The sequence below is a fragment of the Bradyrhizobium sp. 613_E4_N2_2 genome (assembly GCF_052075995.1).
Classification (GTDB): domain Bacteria; phylum Pseudomonadota; class Alphaproteobacteria; order Rhizobiales; family Xanthobacteraceae; genus Bradyrhizobium; species Bradyrhizobium barranii.
Genome location: NZ_CP197234.1, coordinates 5,654,137 through 5,672,659 on the forward strand (window position 1 = coordinate 5,654,137; position 18,523 = coordinate 5,672,659).

Below are 18,523 nucleotides of genomic sequence, written 5' to 3' on the forward strand. Positions count from 1 at the left end.
TTTCAGGCCACCTTGAAATCGTTCCAGCGCTTGTTCATGTACGCGGCCTCGTCCATCAGCGTATTCCAGCACGAGATGTTCTTGACGCGGTCCAGGAACGAGCCGCCGTCACGCTTGGTACCGGTCTTCTCCATCGGCACGCCATAGGGATCGTTGACCACCTCGGGCGCTGGCTGGCCCTCGTACCAGAACGCCCATTCCGCCGGTGTGAGGAACTTCTTCGCGGTCGACGGGACCGGGCTGTAATAGCCGTAGCGCGCAACGAAGCCGCCCTGCCAGCCCGAGAGATACCAGTTGAGATATTCGTAGGCCGCGTCGAGCTTCTTGCCGGACAGGTGCTTCATCAGGCCCATGCCGTTACACCAGCCGCGATAGCCTTCCTTGCCGTTCTTGACGTTAACCGGCGCGTAGACGCAGGGGATTTCCTTGACGCGCACGGCGGCGACCGCCGGCGACCACATGGACTGGATGACCACCTCACCCGCCGCCATCAACTGCACCGACTGGTCGAAGGTGGTCCAGGTCGCTCGGAACTGGCCCTGCTTCTTCAGCTCGATCAGCTTGTTGCAGGTAAAGTCTATCTCCTCCTTGGTCATGTTGCCCTTGTTGCCGTACTTGATCAGCCCGGCGCTTTCGAAGCAGAGCGCGGCATCCATGATGCCGATCGCGGGCACGTCGAGAATCGCCGCTTTGCCCTTGAACTTCGGATCGATCAGGTCCTTCCACTCGGTTACTTCATGGCCGACAAGGTCGGGCCGATAGCCGATGGAATCGGCGTTGTAGACCTGCGGCAGGAAGGTCGCCCATTCCGTGACGCCGTCATGCAGATCGGTGGAGTCGGGCTTGGAGATATACATCGCCTCGTAGGGCGAAACGCCCTGGCGCGGGATCTTGTGACCGTCGATCTCGCCCTTGGTGAAGATCGGCAGGATGTTGTCGAACTCCTTGATTTTCTTGACCTCGATGCCCTGGATCACGCTGCGCTTGGCGGCGAGTTTGGCCTGCCAGCCTTCAAGATCGGCGATATCGACCGTATTTGGCTGGCTTATGAAGCGGTTGATGGCAGCGGAGGTATCAAGGTTCTGCATCGTCACCTTGAAGCCGAGATCCTTGGCCGCCTGGTCGCCGATCGCCTTCACCACCGAATAGGAGACGCCGACATGACGGAGCTCAATGTCCTTGATCTCCTGCGCCCAGATGGTCGGGAATCCGCGGATCGCATCCGAACCCACAGCTGCGCCCGCAACTGCCGCAGCCCCCCTCAACAGCGTGCGCCGGCTCAGCTTTTTCGAAGACTCCACTTCCGTTCCCGCCGGATCGGAAGTCGATGTCCGCTTATCCCTGTCAAGCATGGCAACCCTCATTGGTTACGATGAACGCCCGCACCGATCGCCATTGACCGGCTGCGATGTGATCAATTGCGCTCAAGGCTATTGACGGGATTTCGCGAAGTAAAATTGGAAGTAAATATTCGCCGCATAAACGCGGCTAATGGATTTGTCTGCTGCATCAGCTTTTGGCAACGCGCATAAGAAGGCGCCATGGCTTGTATACAGCCCGCCCCCTGATCGCTCAGGTCGCGTTAAGACAGCAGACAGATCGTATAGCGCGTGCGTCGAAGAGCGACCGGACAGCCCCGAGCGCCAGAGGCAGGCTGTACCGGCGCGGCCGAAGCGAAAGTAGAGGATCGCGCCAAGCACACAGTGTTCACAAGGAGCTGACAGGGGCGCGCTTGCTGCCTTCCGGTTCGGGACAATACGGGAGCGCCGCCCCCGCCTTTAGGAGCAACTTAATGGGCTGTTTGCGGCCAGCCCTGCCAGAAGGCGTTTCACACGTCGTTTTCGGCTCAGATACTAATGCGGTTTGGTCGTGAGCTCAGATTTTGCCTCCGACTCGTTTCTCGTTCGAACGAGGTCCACATCGTTCGAAAATACTCTTCAGCACAAACGTCGCACGCGTCCGGTTGGCGCGGACCTTGGCGTCAGGGATCGAAGCCGGAAGGCCGAGACCGGACAGGGCTCGGTTCATATGTGGACGGCCCCCGACTTGCAAGGACTGGCTCGGGCAGCATGCTCGGATCGCTTGCGCTCATATGTCCGGCCTATTTTCGGGTCTTGCGACCACTGGCCAAGATGGGCTTCGCGGACAGTGAGCTCCAAACACGAGAGCGGCATTTGCTGCCGGTAAACCGAGCGGAGTGTCTCACATGACCGGCTCGCGCCGAACGTACCACCTCTTCCTTTCCTGCAAGTTCCGGCCCCAGCGTCAGATCTGCCCGTCTGACGTCAAGCTCTATTTGTCGCTTAAGTCTATTTCGGCGTTGGCATCGGTACGGCGCTCGCAGGCCGGTACCGTTCGCCGCTAACCATCAGTTTCCAAGCAATCCGCGCCAGCTTGTTTGCCAACGCTATCGCCACCAGCTTCGGCGGCTTGCGCGCGATCATGTCTCTCAGCCAAGGCCAAGGGCGACTCCCACGTCGTCGCATATCCGCGATCACTGCCGTCGCCCCAGCTACCAAGACGGTTCGCAACATGCCGTCGCCGGCGCGTGTAATCACGCCGAGCCTGTTCTTGCCGGCCGTCGAGTGATTTTTTGGGGTCAGGCCGAGCCACGCGGCAAAGTTTCTTGCCGACTTGAATCCGCGCGCATCCACGACCTTGATTGACAGCAGCGTCGCGCCGATCGGACCAACTCCTGGAATGGTCGCAAGTCTTCGGCTCATCTCGCTGCTTCGATGGAGTTGCATGAGCTTCTTGTCAAGCGTAACGATCTGATCATCGACACGCGCCATTTCTGCGGCCAACGCCTCTATCAACTCCATCGCCAAGTCCGGGACTGTCGCATCAGCCTTAAGATCGATCAGCAATTGCGGAAGCCTTGCAAGCCCCTTGGGCGCGGTGAAGCCGAACTCTGCGGCGTAGCCGCGGATCGAATTGGCGAGCTGGGTGCGCCTGCCAATGAACTGGTTGCGCACACGAGTCAGCATCTGTGCGCCCTGCTGCTCGGGACTTTTGATTGGCACAAAGTTCTTCTGCAATTTCGGTCGACTCGCGGCTTCGCAAATCGCCTCGGCGTCCGCCGCATCGGATTTCCCACGCTGCACGTACGGTTTGACATATTGCGGCGGAATCATCGCCACCTCATGCCCCAGCGAACGCAGCTCCCTCGCCCAATAGTGCGATGCTCCGCAAGCCTCCATCGCGACAAGCGTAGGCGGCAAACGGCCGAAGAACGCCAGAACCTGGCCCCGTCTCAACTTGCGTCGCAAGACCGGCTGCTCCATCCCGTCAACGCCGTGCAGCTGAAATACGCTCTTTGACGTGTCCAAACCGATACGAACAATCGTCTCCACGGGCGGCTCCTTCGTTTGAGGTCGTCGACGACCCCATTCTGCCACGCAGACCGGCGGAAGGGGGCCGTCCACCCCAACACGAGAGCCCGGCCAGCAAGCGAACGCTTGCGAGGGCGCCCAATCAAGGCAGCAACTGCCGGATCCTGTGTGTCATCGCCGGATCATCGAGAACCACCGCCCATTCGAACAAGGCTTGGCGAATTGTGGTGGTAACGATGCCGTGGTGCGCCAAGCGATCTGCGACAAGCTGACGGTCCGTTTCCCTTCGCGCAAACGCGAGATCCGAGAGCAGTCGCATTTCGTAACCCCGTTTAGCACCCTCAAGCGCTGCGATCAGCACCTCTTCCTCCAGAAACCCGCCACCGAGAAAAATGATACCGACGTCTGCCTCCGCAAAGTGAGCGGAAAATCCTGGGTCGCGCCACGGCGACAGAGCGTCGGACTTGAGGTGTTCGATCGAAGCCGCGACCTCCACCGGCAGCAGGTCTGCCAGATATTCGCCGACTGCGATCGACTTTGCGCCAAGAATTTCGTGACAGACCGGGAGCAGCGTCAGGCTTCCGCCGCAACGGACAGGGAAACGCTCTGCTACTCCCGCCGTACTGCCGCGCGCGAGGTTTAGCAAGACAACGCGACTCTGGCGGGGGTCTGCCAGCACAAGCGGGCTCCTTGACGCGCGGTGCCGCGCCCGATCACGCGGCTTTGCGGCCTTCGGGCTGATTGCGCACGACGGGCCCTTCGAGCCCTGCTTGGCGGTACATCGCCTCAAGCGCCAAATCGGAGTCCCGGAGATATCCCGCAAGCGCGGTTGTCTGGCCGAGCTTGCGCGGCTCTGTCAGCCTTTCCAGCGGCCAGCCGGCGCGTCTCAAGATGCGCTCCATCCGCACATCCGTAACGGTCACGATTGCGTTTGCACCTTTCGCCCGCATCGTTTCGAGCATTGCCGCGAACAGTACGAACGTCGCACGATTGATTCCGTGTGGGCCAAGCTCAACGGCTCGATCGGTATCCACACAAAACCGCGAGCTCTCCAGGATGAGCTCGCTCCTCGGCGCCTCTTTGTCGCCAAGCAATATTGGAAACGTGTCCGCGAGCATGGTGGGACCGGTGGTCGAAAGCAGCCTCACACACCCCAGGACGTCATAGTCGTCGGAGACGACCAAGACATAGGTCGGTGCCAGCGCATCGTAGATGTCGATCTCCAGATCTCCGGAGACTGAGACCGTCCAATCCAGACGATCCCTGAAAACACGACGGCGCAGGCGGAACATCTGCACCAAGAGATCGAGTTGAGATCCGGTTTGACGAAGATCGAGAGTAACAGCGTGCATGGCAAGCTCCGTTGAGGGAAAGCCCACCAGACCAGAGAGCGGCGCAAGCAGCGCCTGTGTTATTTGACAGGTTCACAACCAAACAGAAGCTTGCGCCAACGAGAGCCAACTCAGCGTCAATTTTCCACAAGATAGCGGATTGCGATACGCGCTGGCGCGTCAACACAGGGATCTGAAGATGCCTCGTTGCGTCAGGGCAATAGCCGTCGCCGGATCGCCAGCGCAACGCAATGGGTGATCGAAACCGCGTCGAGCTTGCGGCGTGCGTTTTCGAGATGAAATGCCACTGTGCGCGCGGTGACGCCGACGAGCACGGCTGTCTCGGACACTGTCTTGCCGAGAGCGGCCCACGCAAGGCATTGGCGCTCGCGCTGGCTGAGGATCTGGCCCTCCCGCCGTGTCTGGTTCGCGGGGACTCGCCCACGCAGATGCGTATGGAAATAGAGCCCGAGCAGTTGCACGATGTCATTCGACGTCGCAAGCAGGAGGTCCGGCTCCATCAGGGCATCATCGGTCGCGACCGTAAAGGCCGCCATGCGGCCGAACCCTGCCCTGATCGGCACCGTTATTCCGGACTTGATCCCGAATCCCGTTGCTTCCTCAAAGAAGCGGGATTGCTCACGGTTTCTTGGACGGGTTGATCCGGACGATGCTCCCCAGGTGAACATCGCGTGTTCGGCTCTTGCGCGGAGCACGACCGGATCGAGCCGATGATAGCGGTGGCGCAGATATCGGCTCGTCCAGGATTTCGGGTAGGACGAGATCAGTTTCAGCGAGCTGTCGACAATGCTGAGATAGGCAAACCAGCGAAAGCCGAGACCATGGGATGCTCGCGTGGCAATCCGCTCGAATTCGTCCTCGTCCATGGCCGTCTGAAGGGCGTCAATAAACTCCTGAAAGATGTTCTCCGTCCAGTTCATGATGGGCTGGATCCGACTGTTGCGCTGACGCGACCGGTTGATCCCTCAGGGATCGTTCTTTGAGCCCGAAACTCGGTCTGCGCGCATACGAGCCACGGCCTCAAGCCGCGACGGCTTGAGGCCAATTCTTGACGTCAACGCAGCCCAAGTCGGCTTGCTAATTTAGAGACGGATGCAGGCATCCCAGGGAGACAGCCCTCCCCAATTGACACACACGCTCTGTCTTCGCATGTAGCCCTTCCAGGCATCCGAGCCAGCAGTGCGTCCGCCGCCTGTCTCCTTCTCGCCGCCAAACGCAGCGCCGATGTCGGCGCCGGTCGTCCCCATATTGACCCTTGCGATGCCGCAGTCGCTTCCCGCGGCAGACAGGAACAGCTCGATATTGGATAGATCCGTGCTGTGAATGCCTGACGAGAGCCCCTGAGGTACGCTGTTGTTGATATGAATGGCCTCCTCAAGCGTATCGTAGATAAAGACATAGAGGATCGGAGCAAAGGTTTCCTTCTGAACAGAAGGCAAGTCGTGAGGCAGGTCTGTAATCAGAGTTGGCTCGACATAGTAGCCGGGACGATCGATACGCTTTCCACCAAAGATGACCTTTCCTCCAGCATCCCTTGCGTTTCGAACGGCCCTTTCAAAAAGCATCACTGCGTCGCGGTCCACCAGCGGGCCGACAATCGTTCCCTCCTCCCTGGGATCGCCGACCGTGATCTGACCAAAGGCCTGCTTCAAGAGCTCGATCAGAGGTTTCGCGACCGAACGTTGGACAATGACGCGTCTTGTGCTCGTGCAGCGTTGGCCGGTCGTGCCGACGGCACCGAAGGCGATGCTCCGCGCGGCCAGCGCGAGGTCAGCGGTCTGGTCAACGATACATCCGTTATTGCCTGAGCATTCGAGCAGGTAGCGGCGGCCCAACGTGCTGCCCACGACGTCTGCAACCCTCCGGCCAACGGCACTTGATCCGGTGAACGATACCAAAGCGATGCGCTTATCGTGGATGAGCAGCTCCGCTACACTGTTATCGCCGGGCATGAAAAGCGAGAAGACACCGTCGAGCTCGAGCTCGTTCATCGCCATATTGCAGATCTGCTGCAGGCCAAGCGCGGTGAGTGGCACTTTTGGACTAGGTTTCCAGATGACCGTATTGCCTCCGATAGCAGCAAGGAAGGCATTCTGGGCCCAGACCGATGCCGGGAAGTTGTAGGCTGTGATGACGCCGACGACGCCCAGCGGCAGCCATTGATCGTACATTCGGTGCTTGCTGCGCTGCGATTGCTGAACGAAACCATACATCATGCGCGATTGACCCGCCGCCATCGCAGCCACGTCGATGACTTCGCGGATTTCGGCCTTGGCCTCGCCAATCGCCTTGCCTGTGTCGAGGACGATGAGCGCAGCAAGGTCGTCAAGGTACTCTGCAGCAAGTGAACCTATCCGCCCGACCAGTTCTCCTCGCCTCGGAGCAGGAACGGTTGCCCACTCGGTTTGCGCGGCCTGAGCGCAGCGAATGACGCGCTCGTAGTCGCGCTCGTTGGCGCCAGCGATTTGGGCTACGACCTTGTCTTGAGCCGGGTCGACCGCATCGAACGGGATCCTGCCATCGGTCGGGCTCCATCCGTCGCCATGCGCGCACGTCCCGGAATTCAGAAAGCCGATATCGAAATTCTTCAGTGCCCTCTCAAACATCTCAGCCTCATTTAGTTATTTAACCAACTTAACTATATTGCTATAGATGCGTCACCTGGATGTCAATCGGACCGCGGCTCGCATCACGACGTCAAAGGTGAAATCGAAAGCACGAAGATCGACGCGCGGCGGCTGAAGGCAAAAGGGCAAGGCGTCGTTCAGGCTCACTCACAACGGAGGAACATTTGAAAAGTCTCGCGCTCACCCAATACCGGGCTCCCCTCGAATGCGTCGAAACATCTACGCCCGTCCCGAAGGGCAACGAAGTCCTTCTCAGGGTCAACGCCTGTGGCGTTTGCCATACCGACCTTCATATCTGGGAAGGCGGCTATGACCTGGGCGGGGGCAAGATGATGAAGATGTCCGACCGGGGACAAAAGCTGCCGCACACCATGGGCCACGAGGTCGTTGGCACGGTGGTTGCGGCGGGCGAAGACGCTATGCGTCTCGCTGAAATGGGGAGAACCTATTTGGTCTATCCTTGGTTTGGATGTGGAGAGTGCCAGGTCTGCAAGAGCTCCGACGAGCATCTGTGTCCGACTCCACAATATCTAGGCGTATTGCGCCCAGGCGGCTATGCCGACCACGTCCTGGTCCCCCACCCCCGATACCTCATCGATATTCCTGCGATCCCGCCGGAGCAGGCTGCGCCCTATGCGTGCTCGGGGCTGACGGCGTATTCCGCCCTGAAGAAGCTCGGCCCCGACCGCCTGGGAAAGCCAATCCTGATTGTCGGGGCCGGCGGGCTCGGCCTGATGTGCCTTTCTCTGTTGAAGGCGATGGGGCGGTCCGGCGCGATCGTTGCGGACATTGATCCCGATAAGCGCAGTGCGGCGCTGGCATCAGGTGCCATTGCAGCTCTTGATCCTACGAAAGATGACTTTGCCAAACTCCTTGCCGAGAGCGCCCAGGGAGGCATTCATGCGATCATCGACTTCGTCGGATCGCCGGCTTCATGGGATCTCGCCATGGCGACCCTCGCCAAGGGCGCAATCTATGTAATCGTCGGTCTCTTTGGCGGCGAGCGCACGCTATCGCTGGCAACAATGCCCTTAAGGGCCATTACGGTGTCCGGCTCATTCGTTGGTAGCCGACGAGATCTGATCGAGCTGATGGGTCTGGTGCGGACAGGCGTGGACCAGATGCCGATTGTGACCAGGCCGCTTGATCGGGCTCATGAGACACTGTCCGATCTCAGGGAGGGCCGCGTTGTCGGACGAGCTGTCCTGGTGCCGGATCATCCGTCGTAATGGCAGTGGCTGGACGGTGCCGATGATCCGGCACCGTCCAGCCGTGTTCAATCTGCGGTACGCTGATCAAACAGAGTCCAGTGTCCGCCTTTGGCCTCAAGTACGTAAATGGGCTTGATCGCGTCACCATTCTCCCGAAATGTGATTTTCCCACCAAGAGCCGGGTAATCCTTCATTTTCCGCAGTTCGTCCCTGACAGCGGTGCGCTCAGCAGCGATTTTGGACGGCTCGCCCGTCACGCCAGCGCGCTTCATGGCCTCCGCATAGAGGTAGACGATATCGTAGCTGGATATATCAGTCTGATTTGGCACCGTCCGGCCGATTTTGGCGGCTTCTGCCCGGGTCGCAAACGACCTTGCAAAGGCCCGGACGGCATCGTTGAGATCGCTATAGAAGGGTGAGCCAATGATCGTCCCCTCGCCCGCATCTCCAAACCGGACCGGCAAGTCGGGATCGCCGACCGTCGTGCCCGCGAACAGGCGAGCGCTAACGCCCTGCCGTTTCATCTCCTTGGCCAGATTGATCATGGCCTCGGGGGGAGCCCCAACGCCGACGATATCGGGCTTCAGCTGGGCGAGCTTCGAGACCTGAGCCGACATGTCGAACGCCTTGTACGGAAAATCGACGAATCCGCCGACGGGGACTTCGACTTTAATCAGCGCCTCCGGCAGCACCGTGGTGCCGACCGCCTTGGATACGGCGTCGTCGGTCGCGTAAGCAATCGCCGCAGTCCCCATGCTGAGATTCTTGGCGCGCATGGCCTTGAGAACCATCTCGATGACCAGGCCTTCATCGACAGTATTCCGGAAAGCATACTTGAATGGGGCCGCTACTCCAGGTGCGGAAGATGACATCGACATCTGGACGATCCCGAGCCGTTCTCCGGCCGAAAATGCCACGCGCGCCTCGCTCGACGAGAATGGGCCGACGATGGCAAGGGCCCCGTTGTCACGAGCGAACTGCTCCACCGCGAGCACCGATTGCTTGGGGTCACCGGCCGTATCGAATTTCACGAGCCGGATTGCGGATCCGTTGACGCCGCCGGCGCGATTAATCTCGTCAACGGCCATATCGACGGCAATTTCGTTTGCGTTCGCCACACTTACGAACGTACCGGTCCTGGCCATCGACAACCCGATGACCAACTCCCTTTCGTGCCCATACGCCGCCGACGCAAGCGCGCTTGCAATTGCGATTCCCGCCAGAATTCTTCTGCATTTCATGAACGCCTCCCTGCTGACTTCCTCTTGTGATCAATCTCCGTAACCTCGCGAGCCGCGCCCCCGAGATAGGCTTCCTGAAGGCGAGCGCTGCCAGCGATGGCGGCAGCATTCCCCTCGAGGGCCACTCGGCCCAATTCCAGCACTGTCGCGCGGTGAGCGATCCTCAGAGCATTTGCGGTGTTCTGCTCAATCAGCAGCACGCTGAGCCCCTCGCGATTGTATTCCCGGATGAGCTCGAACAGCTTCGAGACAAACAAGGGTGACAGGCCGAGGGATGGTTCATCCATCATCAGGAGTTGTGGTTTCGCCAGCATTGCGCGGCCGAGCGCAAGCATCTGCTGTTCCCCACCAGATAAGCATGATGCATCATGATTTCGGCGCTGCGCGAGATTTGGAAACCGATCATAGATGCCATCGATCTCACGCCGTACGGCAGTCTTGTCCTGCCGCATATGGGCGCCAAGAAGCAGGTTTTCTTCGATCGTCATGGACACCAGGATCCGCCGGCCCTCCGGCACGAGAACGAGCCCGGTGTCGATGCGACGGTGAATCGGCCAGCGGGTGATGTCCGCGCCGGCGAAAGTAATCCTGCCATTCGCTGGCGAGACCATTCCGAGAATTGAATGGAGCAGAGTGCTCTTGCCGGCCCCATTTGCACCGACAACGGTCACGATCTCACCATGCGCGACTTGCAGCGAAACACCGATGAGCGCCTCGACCCGCCCGTAACACGCCGACATTTGCTCAATGTCGAGGATCAATCCGCTCATGCCGCCTGCTCCGCCCCAAGATAAGCTTCACGAACTTGTTCATCCGTCCTCACCTGGTCGAATGATCCTTCTGCGATTTTGCAGCCAAAGTTCAGCACGACAATTTTCTCGCAGACCGATCGGATGAACTGCATGTCGTGCTCGATCACGAGAAGGGTTACTCCCCGCTCCTTCAGAGTATCGAGATGGCTATGCAATTCGCGTGTTTCCGATGCATTGAGACCCGCAGCCGGCTCGTCGAGCATCAAAACCGAGGGCGACGACAGGGTTGCCCGGATGAGATCCACGCGCTTGCGGATCCCGTAAGGGAGCAGACCTACGGGTTCATCGGCATACTGACCTAGACCGAACGCCGAAAGCTCGGCCTTGGCCGCGCAGATCCACTCGTGATCCCGAACCAATCGAAATGGCCGCATCACATCGAAAGGCCGCGTCAGTGTGACGTGCTGGCCGATGAGCAGATTATCGATCACTGACAGACGGGGGATCAGGCGGATATTCTGAAAGCTGCGGGCGATTCCGCGCTTGATCCGATAGCGTGACGGAAGATTCACGATATCCGAGCCGCGAAACCGAATGCTTCCCGAAGTGACCGGGTACACACCACTGATGAGGTTGAAGACGGTCGTCTTCCCGGCACCATTGGGACCGATCAGTGCGGTTGCTGTTCGCTCCGGCACGTCGAAGGAGAGTTCGCGAACGACTTCGAGACCGCCGAATGCTTTTGATAGATTTTGCATCGAAAGGAGCATGGTCATGACGCGGTTGTTCCGCCCTGTACTGCTGCCTGCGCGCGCCGACGCGTCAGTCCACGAGTGATCAGCCCTTGCGGACGCAGGGCCATGAAGAGGATGATGAAAAGTGCAAAGATCGCATATCGCCACTGCGAGCTGGACCTCAGTGCTTCCGGTACAATCGTGAAGATCGCGGCACCGACGAGAGGCCCCAAAACCGATTGGGTCCCACCGAGCAGTACGTAGAGCACGGTGTAGGTGCTCAGCATCACGCCGAAGTACTGCGCCTCGACGTAATTGAAGTAGTGCGCATATAGTGCCCCACCTACGCCGGCGATGGTCGCGCCAGCCGTCAGTGCGGCGACACCAAGGGCCTTGACATTCAGGCCCAGGAGGTCGGCGACCAATGGATCATTCTTCACGGCCGCGAGATAGATCGGCACTCGTGTCGTCGACATCAGATATACGAGCGAGACGACTACCACCGTCACGGCGACGACCGTAGAGGCCTCGATGTGGGTCGAGACGGGATAGCCGGCGGCACCGCCGACAACTTCCAGATTAAGCAATATCGCGCAGATGACCTGTCCCAAAGCAAAGGTCGCAAGGGACAGATAAATGCCCTGGGTCCTTAGGATTGGCATCGCAACCACGAACGCCAGAATTGCCGCTGTCCCCCCGCCAGCCGCTATAGCGGCAAGGGCCGGCCATCCGTACACGTTGGTGAGATATGCAGAGGCGTAGGCCCCGATCGCCATGAATCCCGCGATTCCGAGATTGAGCTGTCCCGCGGCCATCGGCAGGTAGACGCCGTAAGCGGCGATTGCGTTGAGGGCAAGAAGCACGATGAGCCCGGTCAGATAGCCCGACATCAGAGCTTCTCCCTAGCGACAGCCATGCCAAAAAGCCCTTCAGGCTTTATGATCAGCAAAGCCAGGAGCAAGCCGTAGACACCGATATTGACGAAGTCGGCACCAAGGAACTGCGTCGACAATATCTCGACGAGCCCGATCAGCAGGCCGCCAGCGACCGCTCCCCAGATGTTGCCCATGCCGCCGATGATCATTGCGCTGATACCCTTGAACCCGATGCTCTCCCCCATGGACGAGGACACCTGCAGGTAGCTAATCGCGAAGAGGATGCCACCGGCGCCTGTAAACAGCGCACTCAGCACGAACACTCTAGGGACGACGGAGCCGACATTCACACCGAGGATCGATGCCGTGCGGCGGCTTTCGGCGATCGCCCTGACCTGACGCCCGAGGTTCGTGAACCGCAACGACAGGGACAGTGCGATCACAAACGCGAGCGAAAGTGCCAGACTTAGAAACTGAGCTCCGCCGACGATGATTGAGCCCGCTCTGAAATTAAAATCCGCAATGATCGCGGGATAGGATTGTTGATCAGATCCCAACCACAAGACGATCAGGTTCTCGAGGAGAACCAGGAATCCCAATGAGCTGACGAGAGGAACCTCCGGGTCGCTGTCGCTGCTCGGTCGATAAGTCAGGAAATAGACGGCGACTCCCACGACGGCGCTCGCCATTAGCGCGAAGCCGAACGCGAGCAGCCAGTGCTGGCCGCTCTTAAGCGCGGCCCACGAAACCATTCCTGCAACCATGAAGATGCCAGGAATAGAAAAATTGAGGAAGTTGAGAACACCGATCGCCAGCGTAAAGGCGACGGCGACCATCACGTACACGCCCCCGAGCATGAGGCCATTAACAATTTGCTGAGCAATCATGGCCGCTCCGCTATTTCGATCGAGGCAGACTTATCGAGATATCGCTTCACCATATCGAGCATCTCCCGGGAGATCAGACGCCGCTTGCGCGATGCGATGAATGCTCAGGCGAAATGTCCGTCCCTGCGATCTCGGGGCTGAGAAGCGTCCCCTTGGGCAGCGCGAGCGCATGAGCGGCTATCTTGCCGGCCGTCGTGATCCAGACCTTGTCGCGGTGGGAGGCGATGTGCGCGAGCGCGCGCCGCAACTTTCGGGTTCGGTGCGGCTGGCCCATGACAAAGGTGTGGAGTGCGGCCGAGAAGACGAGCGGATATTTCTCGGAGTCCTGCAATTGCTGATCGAAAGCATCGACCAGAAGATCGGCAAACTCGGCGTCGCTGACCCTTCTATTGAAGACGGCCGGCAGATCATTCAGCTCCATGGATGGATACGGCACGCTGAGAATGGGGCCGAGATCCGTTCTGAACAGCTGCGGCTGCTCGTCGTAGAACCAATCGAGCATGTAGCCGAAGCCTTGCTCGACCAGCAGCTCTGGAGTTTTCGTGCTCTGCGAGATGAAGGGTCCGAGCCACCCCTGCGGCGCCGCCCCCTCTTCCTTTTCGAAGCGGAGCCGAACCTCTCTCAGCATGTCGCGTTCCTCGGCCTCGGTCATGTCGATCTGCCGCTCCGAATTGGTGCGACCGTGACCGACGAACTCGTCGCCCCGCCGTCGAAACGCAGCCATGAGCTCGGGATAGGCATCGTAGACGGCGGTATTGGCGAGCACCGAGAGCGGAATGTCGAACTCCTTGAAGAGATCGATCAGGCGCCAGATCCCAACCCGATTACCAAAGTCCCGGTAAGCATAGCCGCGATGAAACGGCGGAGCCGGCATGGTCGTGAAGTCCGGTCCAGGGTTTCGGCCGAACTCGAAGGCTTCGATATTGATCGCAAAATAAACAGCGAGCCTCTTGCCATCGGGCCAATCGTAGGTCGGCCGCTGCGTGATTGGCACGAACGGATAACGATCCATCTTTGTATCAAACTTGGCCATGGGCCCTCCTCGCTTCCTCTATTGACCGCCACGCTATCCGACGATATTTAATTTTGCAAACTAATTTTATAGAGGAGATCTGACGTGCGACCGTGGGACGGCATCATCACTGACGAAGATCGACGAGCTTACGATGCAGCCGGATTCGGCCGCTCGGCGGGCATGGGGCGCAGGCCTGCGCTTCTCATTATCGACGTGCAGTATCGAACGACCGGCTCGTTGCCGTTGCCGTTTTGGCAAGCGGTCGAGGAATATCCGACGTCATGCGGCGAGGTCGCATGGCAGGCCGTTAAGCACATCAGCACAGTGCTGGAACTATTTAGAAGGAAACGTTGGCCCGTCCTCTTTCCACATGTCGCGCCGAAGGTCCTGCAGGACGGCGGCCGGCTTGCGGCAAAAGTCCCCTCGATCATGACGATTCCGCCCGTCGGCTACCGCTTTGTCCGGGAAGTCGCGCCGATCGACGGCGATATACTGATACCGAAGAAACACCCCAGCGCCTTCTTTGGCACCACTCTGGTGAGCCATCTCGTGGACCTCAAGGTCGACAGCCTCATCATGACGGGTTGCACGACGTCAGGCTGCGTCCGCGCCAGCGTGGTCGACGCCTTCTCCTACAATTTTCACGTCGCCGTGCCGCAGGAGTGTGTCTACGACCGCAGCTCGATCGCTCATGGTGTGAACCTGTTCGACATGGCCCAGAAATACGCTGACGTACTTCCAACCAGCGACCTGCTTAAATCCCTTGAGAAGCTGACGGAGCGCGACGATGTCCAATGATTTTGAGTACGGATCCGGCGGCATTGTTGGCTTCGCCCCGCCACAGTCCAATCCGACCGTAGAGCCTGAAATGGCCGCACTTATGCCACCGGACGTGCTGAGCCTCACCACACGGCTCCGCGGTGATCCCGTCGACGCCCGGAAGAGGTTTTCAGACTATTTGTTCAATCTGGGGGAGAGCCTCGAGGGGTTTGGCGCAATCAGGCTCGGAGCCTTTGGCTTCGCCTGCACCGCAACGACCTACCTGCTGGGTCATGACGAGGTGCGCCGGAAGTTCGAGCAGCTCTCCCGGCTATATGGCTACCCTATTCTCTCTTCGGCCGAAGCCATTGAGCTTGCTCTCGCCGAGCTCGGGGCGCGGCGCATTGCCCTCTTTGGACCCTACCCGGGCTGGCTGCAGGAGGCATCATTCTCGTTCTGGTCACAGGCCGGCTTTGATCTGACGGCGAAAGGGGGAATTGACCTCGGCTCCAGTGACACGCTTAACATATATAAGCTACGCGCCTCCAAGGTTGTCGAAGCGGTCCTGCGCCTCGACTGGCACTCGGCCGACGCGATTGTCCTGACCGGCACTGGCGCCCCGACCTTGCGGGCCATACCAGACATCGTCCGCGCCACAGGCAAGCCGGTGCTTTCCTCCAATCTTTGCCTCGGCTGGGCGGTCCTCAAGGCGATTGGCCACAAGGCCGCGCTCCCTGTTGGCATGGGCCAAAGCATGCTAATCGACGATTGGCCCGCGCGGGCGGCACGATAGCGATTCGTACGCTACGGCCTTCTGAGGAACAGTTGAGATGACAAAGTCGAGGGAGCGCGTATCGAAGGCCAAGCCAGGTGCGGCAGTCACCCGGCCTCGCGCCCCCAAACTACCGCCGACGATTTCCCGCGCCACGCTCATGGTCGATGGGACTGACATGCTGGTGCGGAGGATCACCCATCAGCATTTCGTGCTTTCCAGCCTGCTTGAGACCGTTCGTAGCGGATTTGCCTCTCTGGTCGGCCTTTCCACTTTTCAGTATGTGCTCATGCAGGCCGTGGGACGTCTGACTGATAAGCAGCAATGGACCGTCAGATCGACAGCGCGCGAGATGCATGTGACGGACGCCTATGCAAGCGTTGAGATCGCCGACCTCGTCGAGCAGGGTTATCTGGCCAAGGTCGTCAATCCAGAGGATAGGCGGGTCAGCTTTCTCGAACTTACCGATAAGGGCGTGTCCTCGCTTTCGGCGATTGCGCCCATACAGCAAATGGTCAATGACGCGCTCTACGGGCACCTCGATAGCAATAGCGCCCTCACCTATTCCAACGAGCTAAGCGTCTTGATCTCTCGTGCCGAGAGCGCGATTTCGGTCCTGAACGATGTCGCCGCAGACCAACGTGAGGCTGCGCTGCGCCAGCCGACCAAGCGTCGGCGACGGACAGCAGCGCGATAACCCCAAGGAAGCCTGCTTGACTCCAAGGCCCCATCTCTTTATTTAGTTTACCTAACTAACTTTGGAGAGATGAAAATGCTTCGGACCGGCGCCAATTATCTTCGATCGCTGAGAGACGGCCGCAAGATCTACCTCGGTGGCCACCTCGTTGATGACGTGACCACCCATCCTGCCTTCCGCAATTCGGCTCAAAGCTTCGCGCGCCTGTTCGATCTGAAATGCAATCCGGATCATTTCGATCGACTTTCCTTCTCGGAAGACGGTCAGCGTCACAGTTTCTATTTTAAGCAGCCGCGTAGCCGCCAAGACCTCGAATTCCGCACGGCCGGGCACAAAGCGTGGGCCGATGCCAGCTACGGACTGTTCGGTCGATCCCCAGATCACGTTGGATCTTTCATTACCGGGATGACCTGTCGGCCCGAAGTGTTCGACGTTCCGAACCATGGCTTCAAACAATACCTCCTCGACTATTACACCTACATCCGCGACAACGATCTCTATGTCAGCTATGCGACCCACCCTCCTCAGGGCGCGCGCAACTACTCATCTGACGCCGGCTCGTCGTTCTTCAAGTCGCCGGCACTTCATGTTTCGGCCACGGACGACGAGGGGATCACTCTCCACGGCATGAAGACACTCGCGACCGGGGGCGCGTTTTGCGACGAGATCTGGATCGGTAACCTGACGCCACTAGCCCCTGACCGGATCAAGGAAGCCGTGACCTGTGCGGTACCGGCCAATGCGCCGGGACTATCGCTCTGGTCACGACGATCGATGGAGCAGGCCGCACCGAACACATTCGACTACCCCCTCTCCTCTCGCTTTGACGAGAGCGATTGCATGCTCGTCTGCGACAACGTGAAAGTCCCATGGTCACGCGTCTTCACGATCGGAAACGTCGACCTCAGTCGCGCGATCTACATGGAAACGGGTGGGCACTACTTCGGAAACCATCAATCGAACGTACGCTTCTGGGCAAAACTTCAATTGATCGTCGGGCTTGCGAACAAGATTGCAAAATCTGCCGGCGTCCGCGGAATTCCCGCCGTTCAGGAGACACTCGGAAAACTTGCGGCCATGGAGGCGACGATCGCCGGCTTGATCGCTGGCCAGGTCGCCGATCATCAGCCCGTTGGCGACGGGTATGTCGTGGTCAATCAGCGTTACATGTACGCCGCTCTCAGCTGGTGCCAGGACAATTATGGGCTGATCTGCGCGACCGTAAGAGAGTTGATGGGCGGCGCCATCTTCCAGATGCCAGCCGACATCTCAATCGTTGGAAACGATCAAATGAACGCTCTTTTTGAGACTTATTGGTCGACTGAGCATGAGAGCGCGCTGGATCGGATGAAGCTCTACAAGCTGGCCTGGGATCTATTGGCCTCGGAGTTCGGGGCCCGACACGTTCAATATGAGAACTTCTATGCGGGGCCGCCATTCCTCGTTCGGGCCCATAGCATGAGGCTCGCACCCTGGGCATCGCTTGATCAGACCGTCGACAAGCTGATGGCTAGCTACGACCTGCCCGCGAACAGCGCGTCATTTCACCATACCCAGCAAATCGAGGCCGCGATCCCTGCTGAATAGCAGGAGCCTGATCTGCCAAGTCCTCAAGGCGATTCGAAGCAAGATACGAACCACGCTTGCCAAGCGCAGACACCTGCAGCCGACCTGAGAGAGTATAGCCATGACTTTCAACAATCGACAGTTCCGTGATGCGCTTGGCCACTTCCCGACCGGAGTCATCGTTGTAACCGCAACGACCGACGAGGGCGAGCGACTGGGCATGACCATGAGTTCGTTTAACTCGGTATCGCTAACTCCTCCTCTCGTAGCCTTCAGCATTCACCTCGAAGCTGCGAGCCTGGTCAAATGGCGGTTATGCCGTCGGTACGCCATAAACGTACTCGGCGAAGAGCAGGGCCATCTGTCCGATCGCTTTGCGCGCGCAAAATCCGGCAAATGGGACGACATATCCGCGATCGATGGACAGTTTGGTACCCCACTCCTTCCCGACGTGCTGGTCGCGCTGGAGTGCGAACAATATGCCCGACACGACGGCGGGGACCACGAACTCTTCATCTCTCGGGTGCTCGCCATTCACGAAAGCCCGAGAACGTCCCGACACCCCCTGGTCTTTCAGAGAGGCCGTTATTGGTCACTTCAAAAAGACCAATGCGCGTAGAAGGCGATTGGCATGTGGCAGATCCCCTTGCTCGCTATTGGCGGATACTGCGCCCTGGTCGTCCATGAGCTTGGCCATCTGCTT

The 18,523-nt window shown here is 59.2% G+C and carries 18 protein-coding genes; 6 read left to right on the top strand and 12 right to left on the bottom strand.

Annotated features, from left to right (window positions below):
• Window positions 1–2: 2 nt before the first annotated feature.
• From AB7290_RS27380 to AB7290_RS27405, 6 genes are all read right to left on the bottom strand, one after another.
• Window positions 3–1,352 (bottom strand): ABC transporter substrate-binding protein, encoded by a 1,350-nt coding sequence (locus tag AB7290_RS27380; RefSeq protein ID WP_441254210.1) that lies wholly within the window; start codon window positions 1,350–1,352, stop codon window positions 3–5.
• Between the two features lie 957 nt (window positions 1,353–2,309).
• Entirely contained in the window at window positions 2,310–3,353 is a 1,044-nt protein-coding gene (locus AB7290_RS27385) for an IS110 family transposase (RefSeq protein ID WP_085404917.1), read from the bottom strand.
• Between the two features lie 121 nt (window positions 3,354–3,474).
• Window positions 3,475–4,011 carry a hypothetical protein gene (locus tag AB7290_RS27390; RefSeq protein WP_085404918.1) on the bottom strand — a complete coding sequence of 179 codons (537 nt, stop codon included), beginning with the start codon at window positions 4,009–4,011 and terminating at the stop codon, window positions 3,475–3,477.
• A 34-nt stretch (window positions 4,012–4,045) separates the two neighbouring features.
• Window positions 4,046–4,684, bottom strand: coding sequence for an acyl-homoserine-lactone synthase (locus AB7290_RS27395; protein WP_049826471.1), 639 nt, complete (start codon window positions 4,682–4,684; stop codon window positions 4,046–4,048).
• Window positions 4,685–4,875: 191 nt separating this feature from the next.
• Window positions 4,876–5,604, bottom strand: a complete 729-nt coding sequence (locus AB7290_RS27400; RefSeq protein WP_085404919.1) for an autoinducer binding domain-containing protein — start codon at window positions 5,602–5,604, stop codon at window positions 4,876–4,878.
• A gap of 162 nt (window positions 5,605–5,766) precedes the next feature.
• A complete protein-coding gene (locus AB7290_RS27405) occupies window positions 5,767–7,290 on the bottom strand; it encodes an aldehyde dehydrogenase family protein (protein WP_085404920.1) in 1,524 nt (507 codons plus the stop codon).
• A gap of 185 nt (window positions 7,291–7,475) precedes the next feature.
• Here AB7290_RS27405 and AB7290_RS27410 point away from each other — a divergent pair, with 185 nt between their 5' ends.
• On the top strand, window positions 7,476–8,540 hold the full coding sequence (locus AB7290_RS27410; protein WP_441254211.1) for an alcohol dehydrogenase: 1,065 nt from the start codon (window positions 7,476–7,478) through the stop codon (window positions 8,538–8,540).
• Window positions 8,541–8,587: 47 nt separating this feature from the next.
• Here the strand turns inward: AB7290_RS27410 and AB7290_RS27415 are convergent, their stop codons facing one another.
• The 6 genes from AB7290_RS27415 to AB7290_RS27440 all read right to left on the bottom strand — a co-directional run bounded on the left by AB7290_RS27415 (window position 8,588) and on the right by AB7290_RS27440 (window position 14,044).
• Window positions 8,588–9,763 (bottom strand): ABC transporter substrate-binding protein, encoded by a 1,176-nt coding sequence (locus AB7290_RS27415; protein WP_063984061.1) that lies wholly within the window; start codon window positions 9,761–9,763, stop codon window positions 8,588–8,590.
• Entirely contained in the window at window positions 9,760–10,533 is a 774-nt protein-coding gene (locus AB7290_RS27420) for an ABC transporter ATP-binding protein (protein ID WP_063984062.1), read from the bottom strand. The genes AB7290_RS27415 and AB7290_RS27420 overlap by 4 nt, the downstream gene beginning before the upstream one ends.
• On the bottom strand, window positions 10,530–11,291 hold the full coding sequence (locus AB7290_RS27425) for an ABC transporter ATP-binding protein (RefSeq protein ID WP_085404922.1): 762 nt from the start codon (window positions 11,289–11,291) through the stop codon (window positions 10,530–10,532). The genes AB7290_RS27420 and AB7290_RS27425 overlap by 4 nt, the downstream gene beginning before the upstream one ends.
• A complete protein-coding gene (locus tag AB7290_RS27430; protein WP_085404923.1) occupies window positions 11,288–12,139 on the bottom strand; it encodes a branched-chain amino acid ABC transporter permease in 852 nt (283 codons plus the stop codon). Before AB7290_RS27430 ends, AB7290_RS27425 begins: the two co-directional genes overlap by 4 nt.
• Entirely contained in the window at window positions 12,139–13,011 is an 873-nt protein-coding gene (locus AB7290_RS27435; RefSeq protein ID WP_085404924.1) for a branched-chain amino acid ABC transporter permease, read from the bottom strand. The genes AB7290_RS27430 and AB7290_RS27435 overlap by 1 nt, the downstream gene beginning before the upstream one ends.
• Before the next feature lie 73 nt (window positions 13,012–13,084).
• Entirely contained in the window at window positions 13,085–14,044 is a 960-nt protein-coding gene (locus AB7290_RS27440) for a polysaccharide deacetylase family protein (protein ID WP_441254212.1), read from the bottom strand.
• Between the two features lie 84 nt (window positions 14,045–14,128).
• On the opposite strand from AB7290_RS27440, the gene AB7290_RS27445 reads away from it, so the two are divergent.
• From AB7290_RS27445 to AB7290_RS27465, 5 genes are all read left to right on the top strand, one after another.
• Window positions 14,129–14,824, top strand: coding sequence for an isochorismatase family protein (locus AB7290_RS27445; protein ID WP_245344262.1), 696 nt, complete (start codon window positions 14,129–14,131; stop codon window positions 14,822–14,824).
• Complete coding sequence (locus AB7290_RS27450; RefSeq protein WP_085404926.1) at window positions 14,814–15,578, top strand: maleate cis-trans isomerase family protein; 765 nt, start codon at window positions 14,814–14,816, stop codon at window positions 15,576–15,578. The genes AB7290_RS27445 and AB7290_RS27450 overlap by 11 nt, the downstream gene beginning before the upstream one ends.
• Before the next feature lie 37 nt (window positions 15,579–15,615).
• Complete coding sequence (locus AB7290_RS27455) at window positions 15,616–16,254, top strand: MarR family winged helix-turn-helix transcriptional regulator (RefSeq protein WP_135216851.1); 639 nt, start codon at window positions 15,616–15,618, stop codon at window positions 16,252–16,254.
• Window positions 16,255–16,329: 75 nt separating this feature from the next.
• The gene (locus AB7290_RS27460) at window positions 16,330–17,841 is read left to right on the top strand and encodes a 4-hydroxyphenylacetate 3-hydroxylase family protein (RefSeq protein ID WP_161495932.1); all 1,512 of its coding nucleotides are present in this window, start codon (window positions 16,330–16,332) and stop codon (window positions 17,839–17,841) included.
• Window positions 17,842–17,941: 100 nt separating this feature from the next.
• Window positions 17,942–18,439, top strand: a complete 498-nt coding sequence (locus tag AB7290_RS27465) for a flavin reductase family protein (protein WP_354249000.1) — start codon at window positions 17,942–17,944, stop codon at window positions 18,437–18,439.
• The last annotated feature ends 84 nt before the right edge of the window (window positions 18,440–18,523 follow it).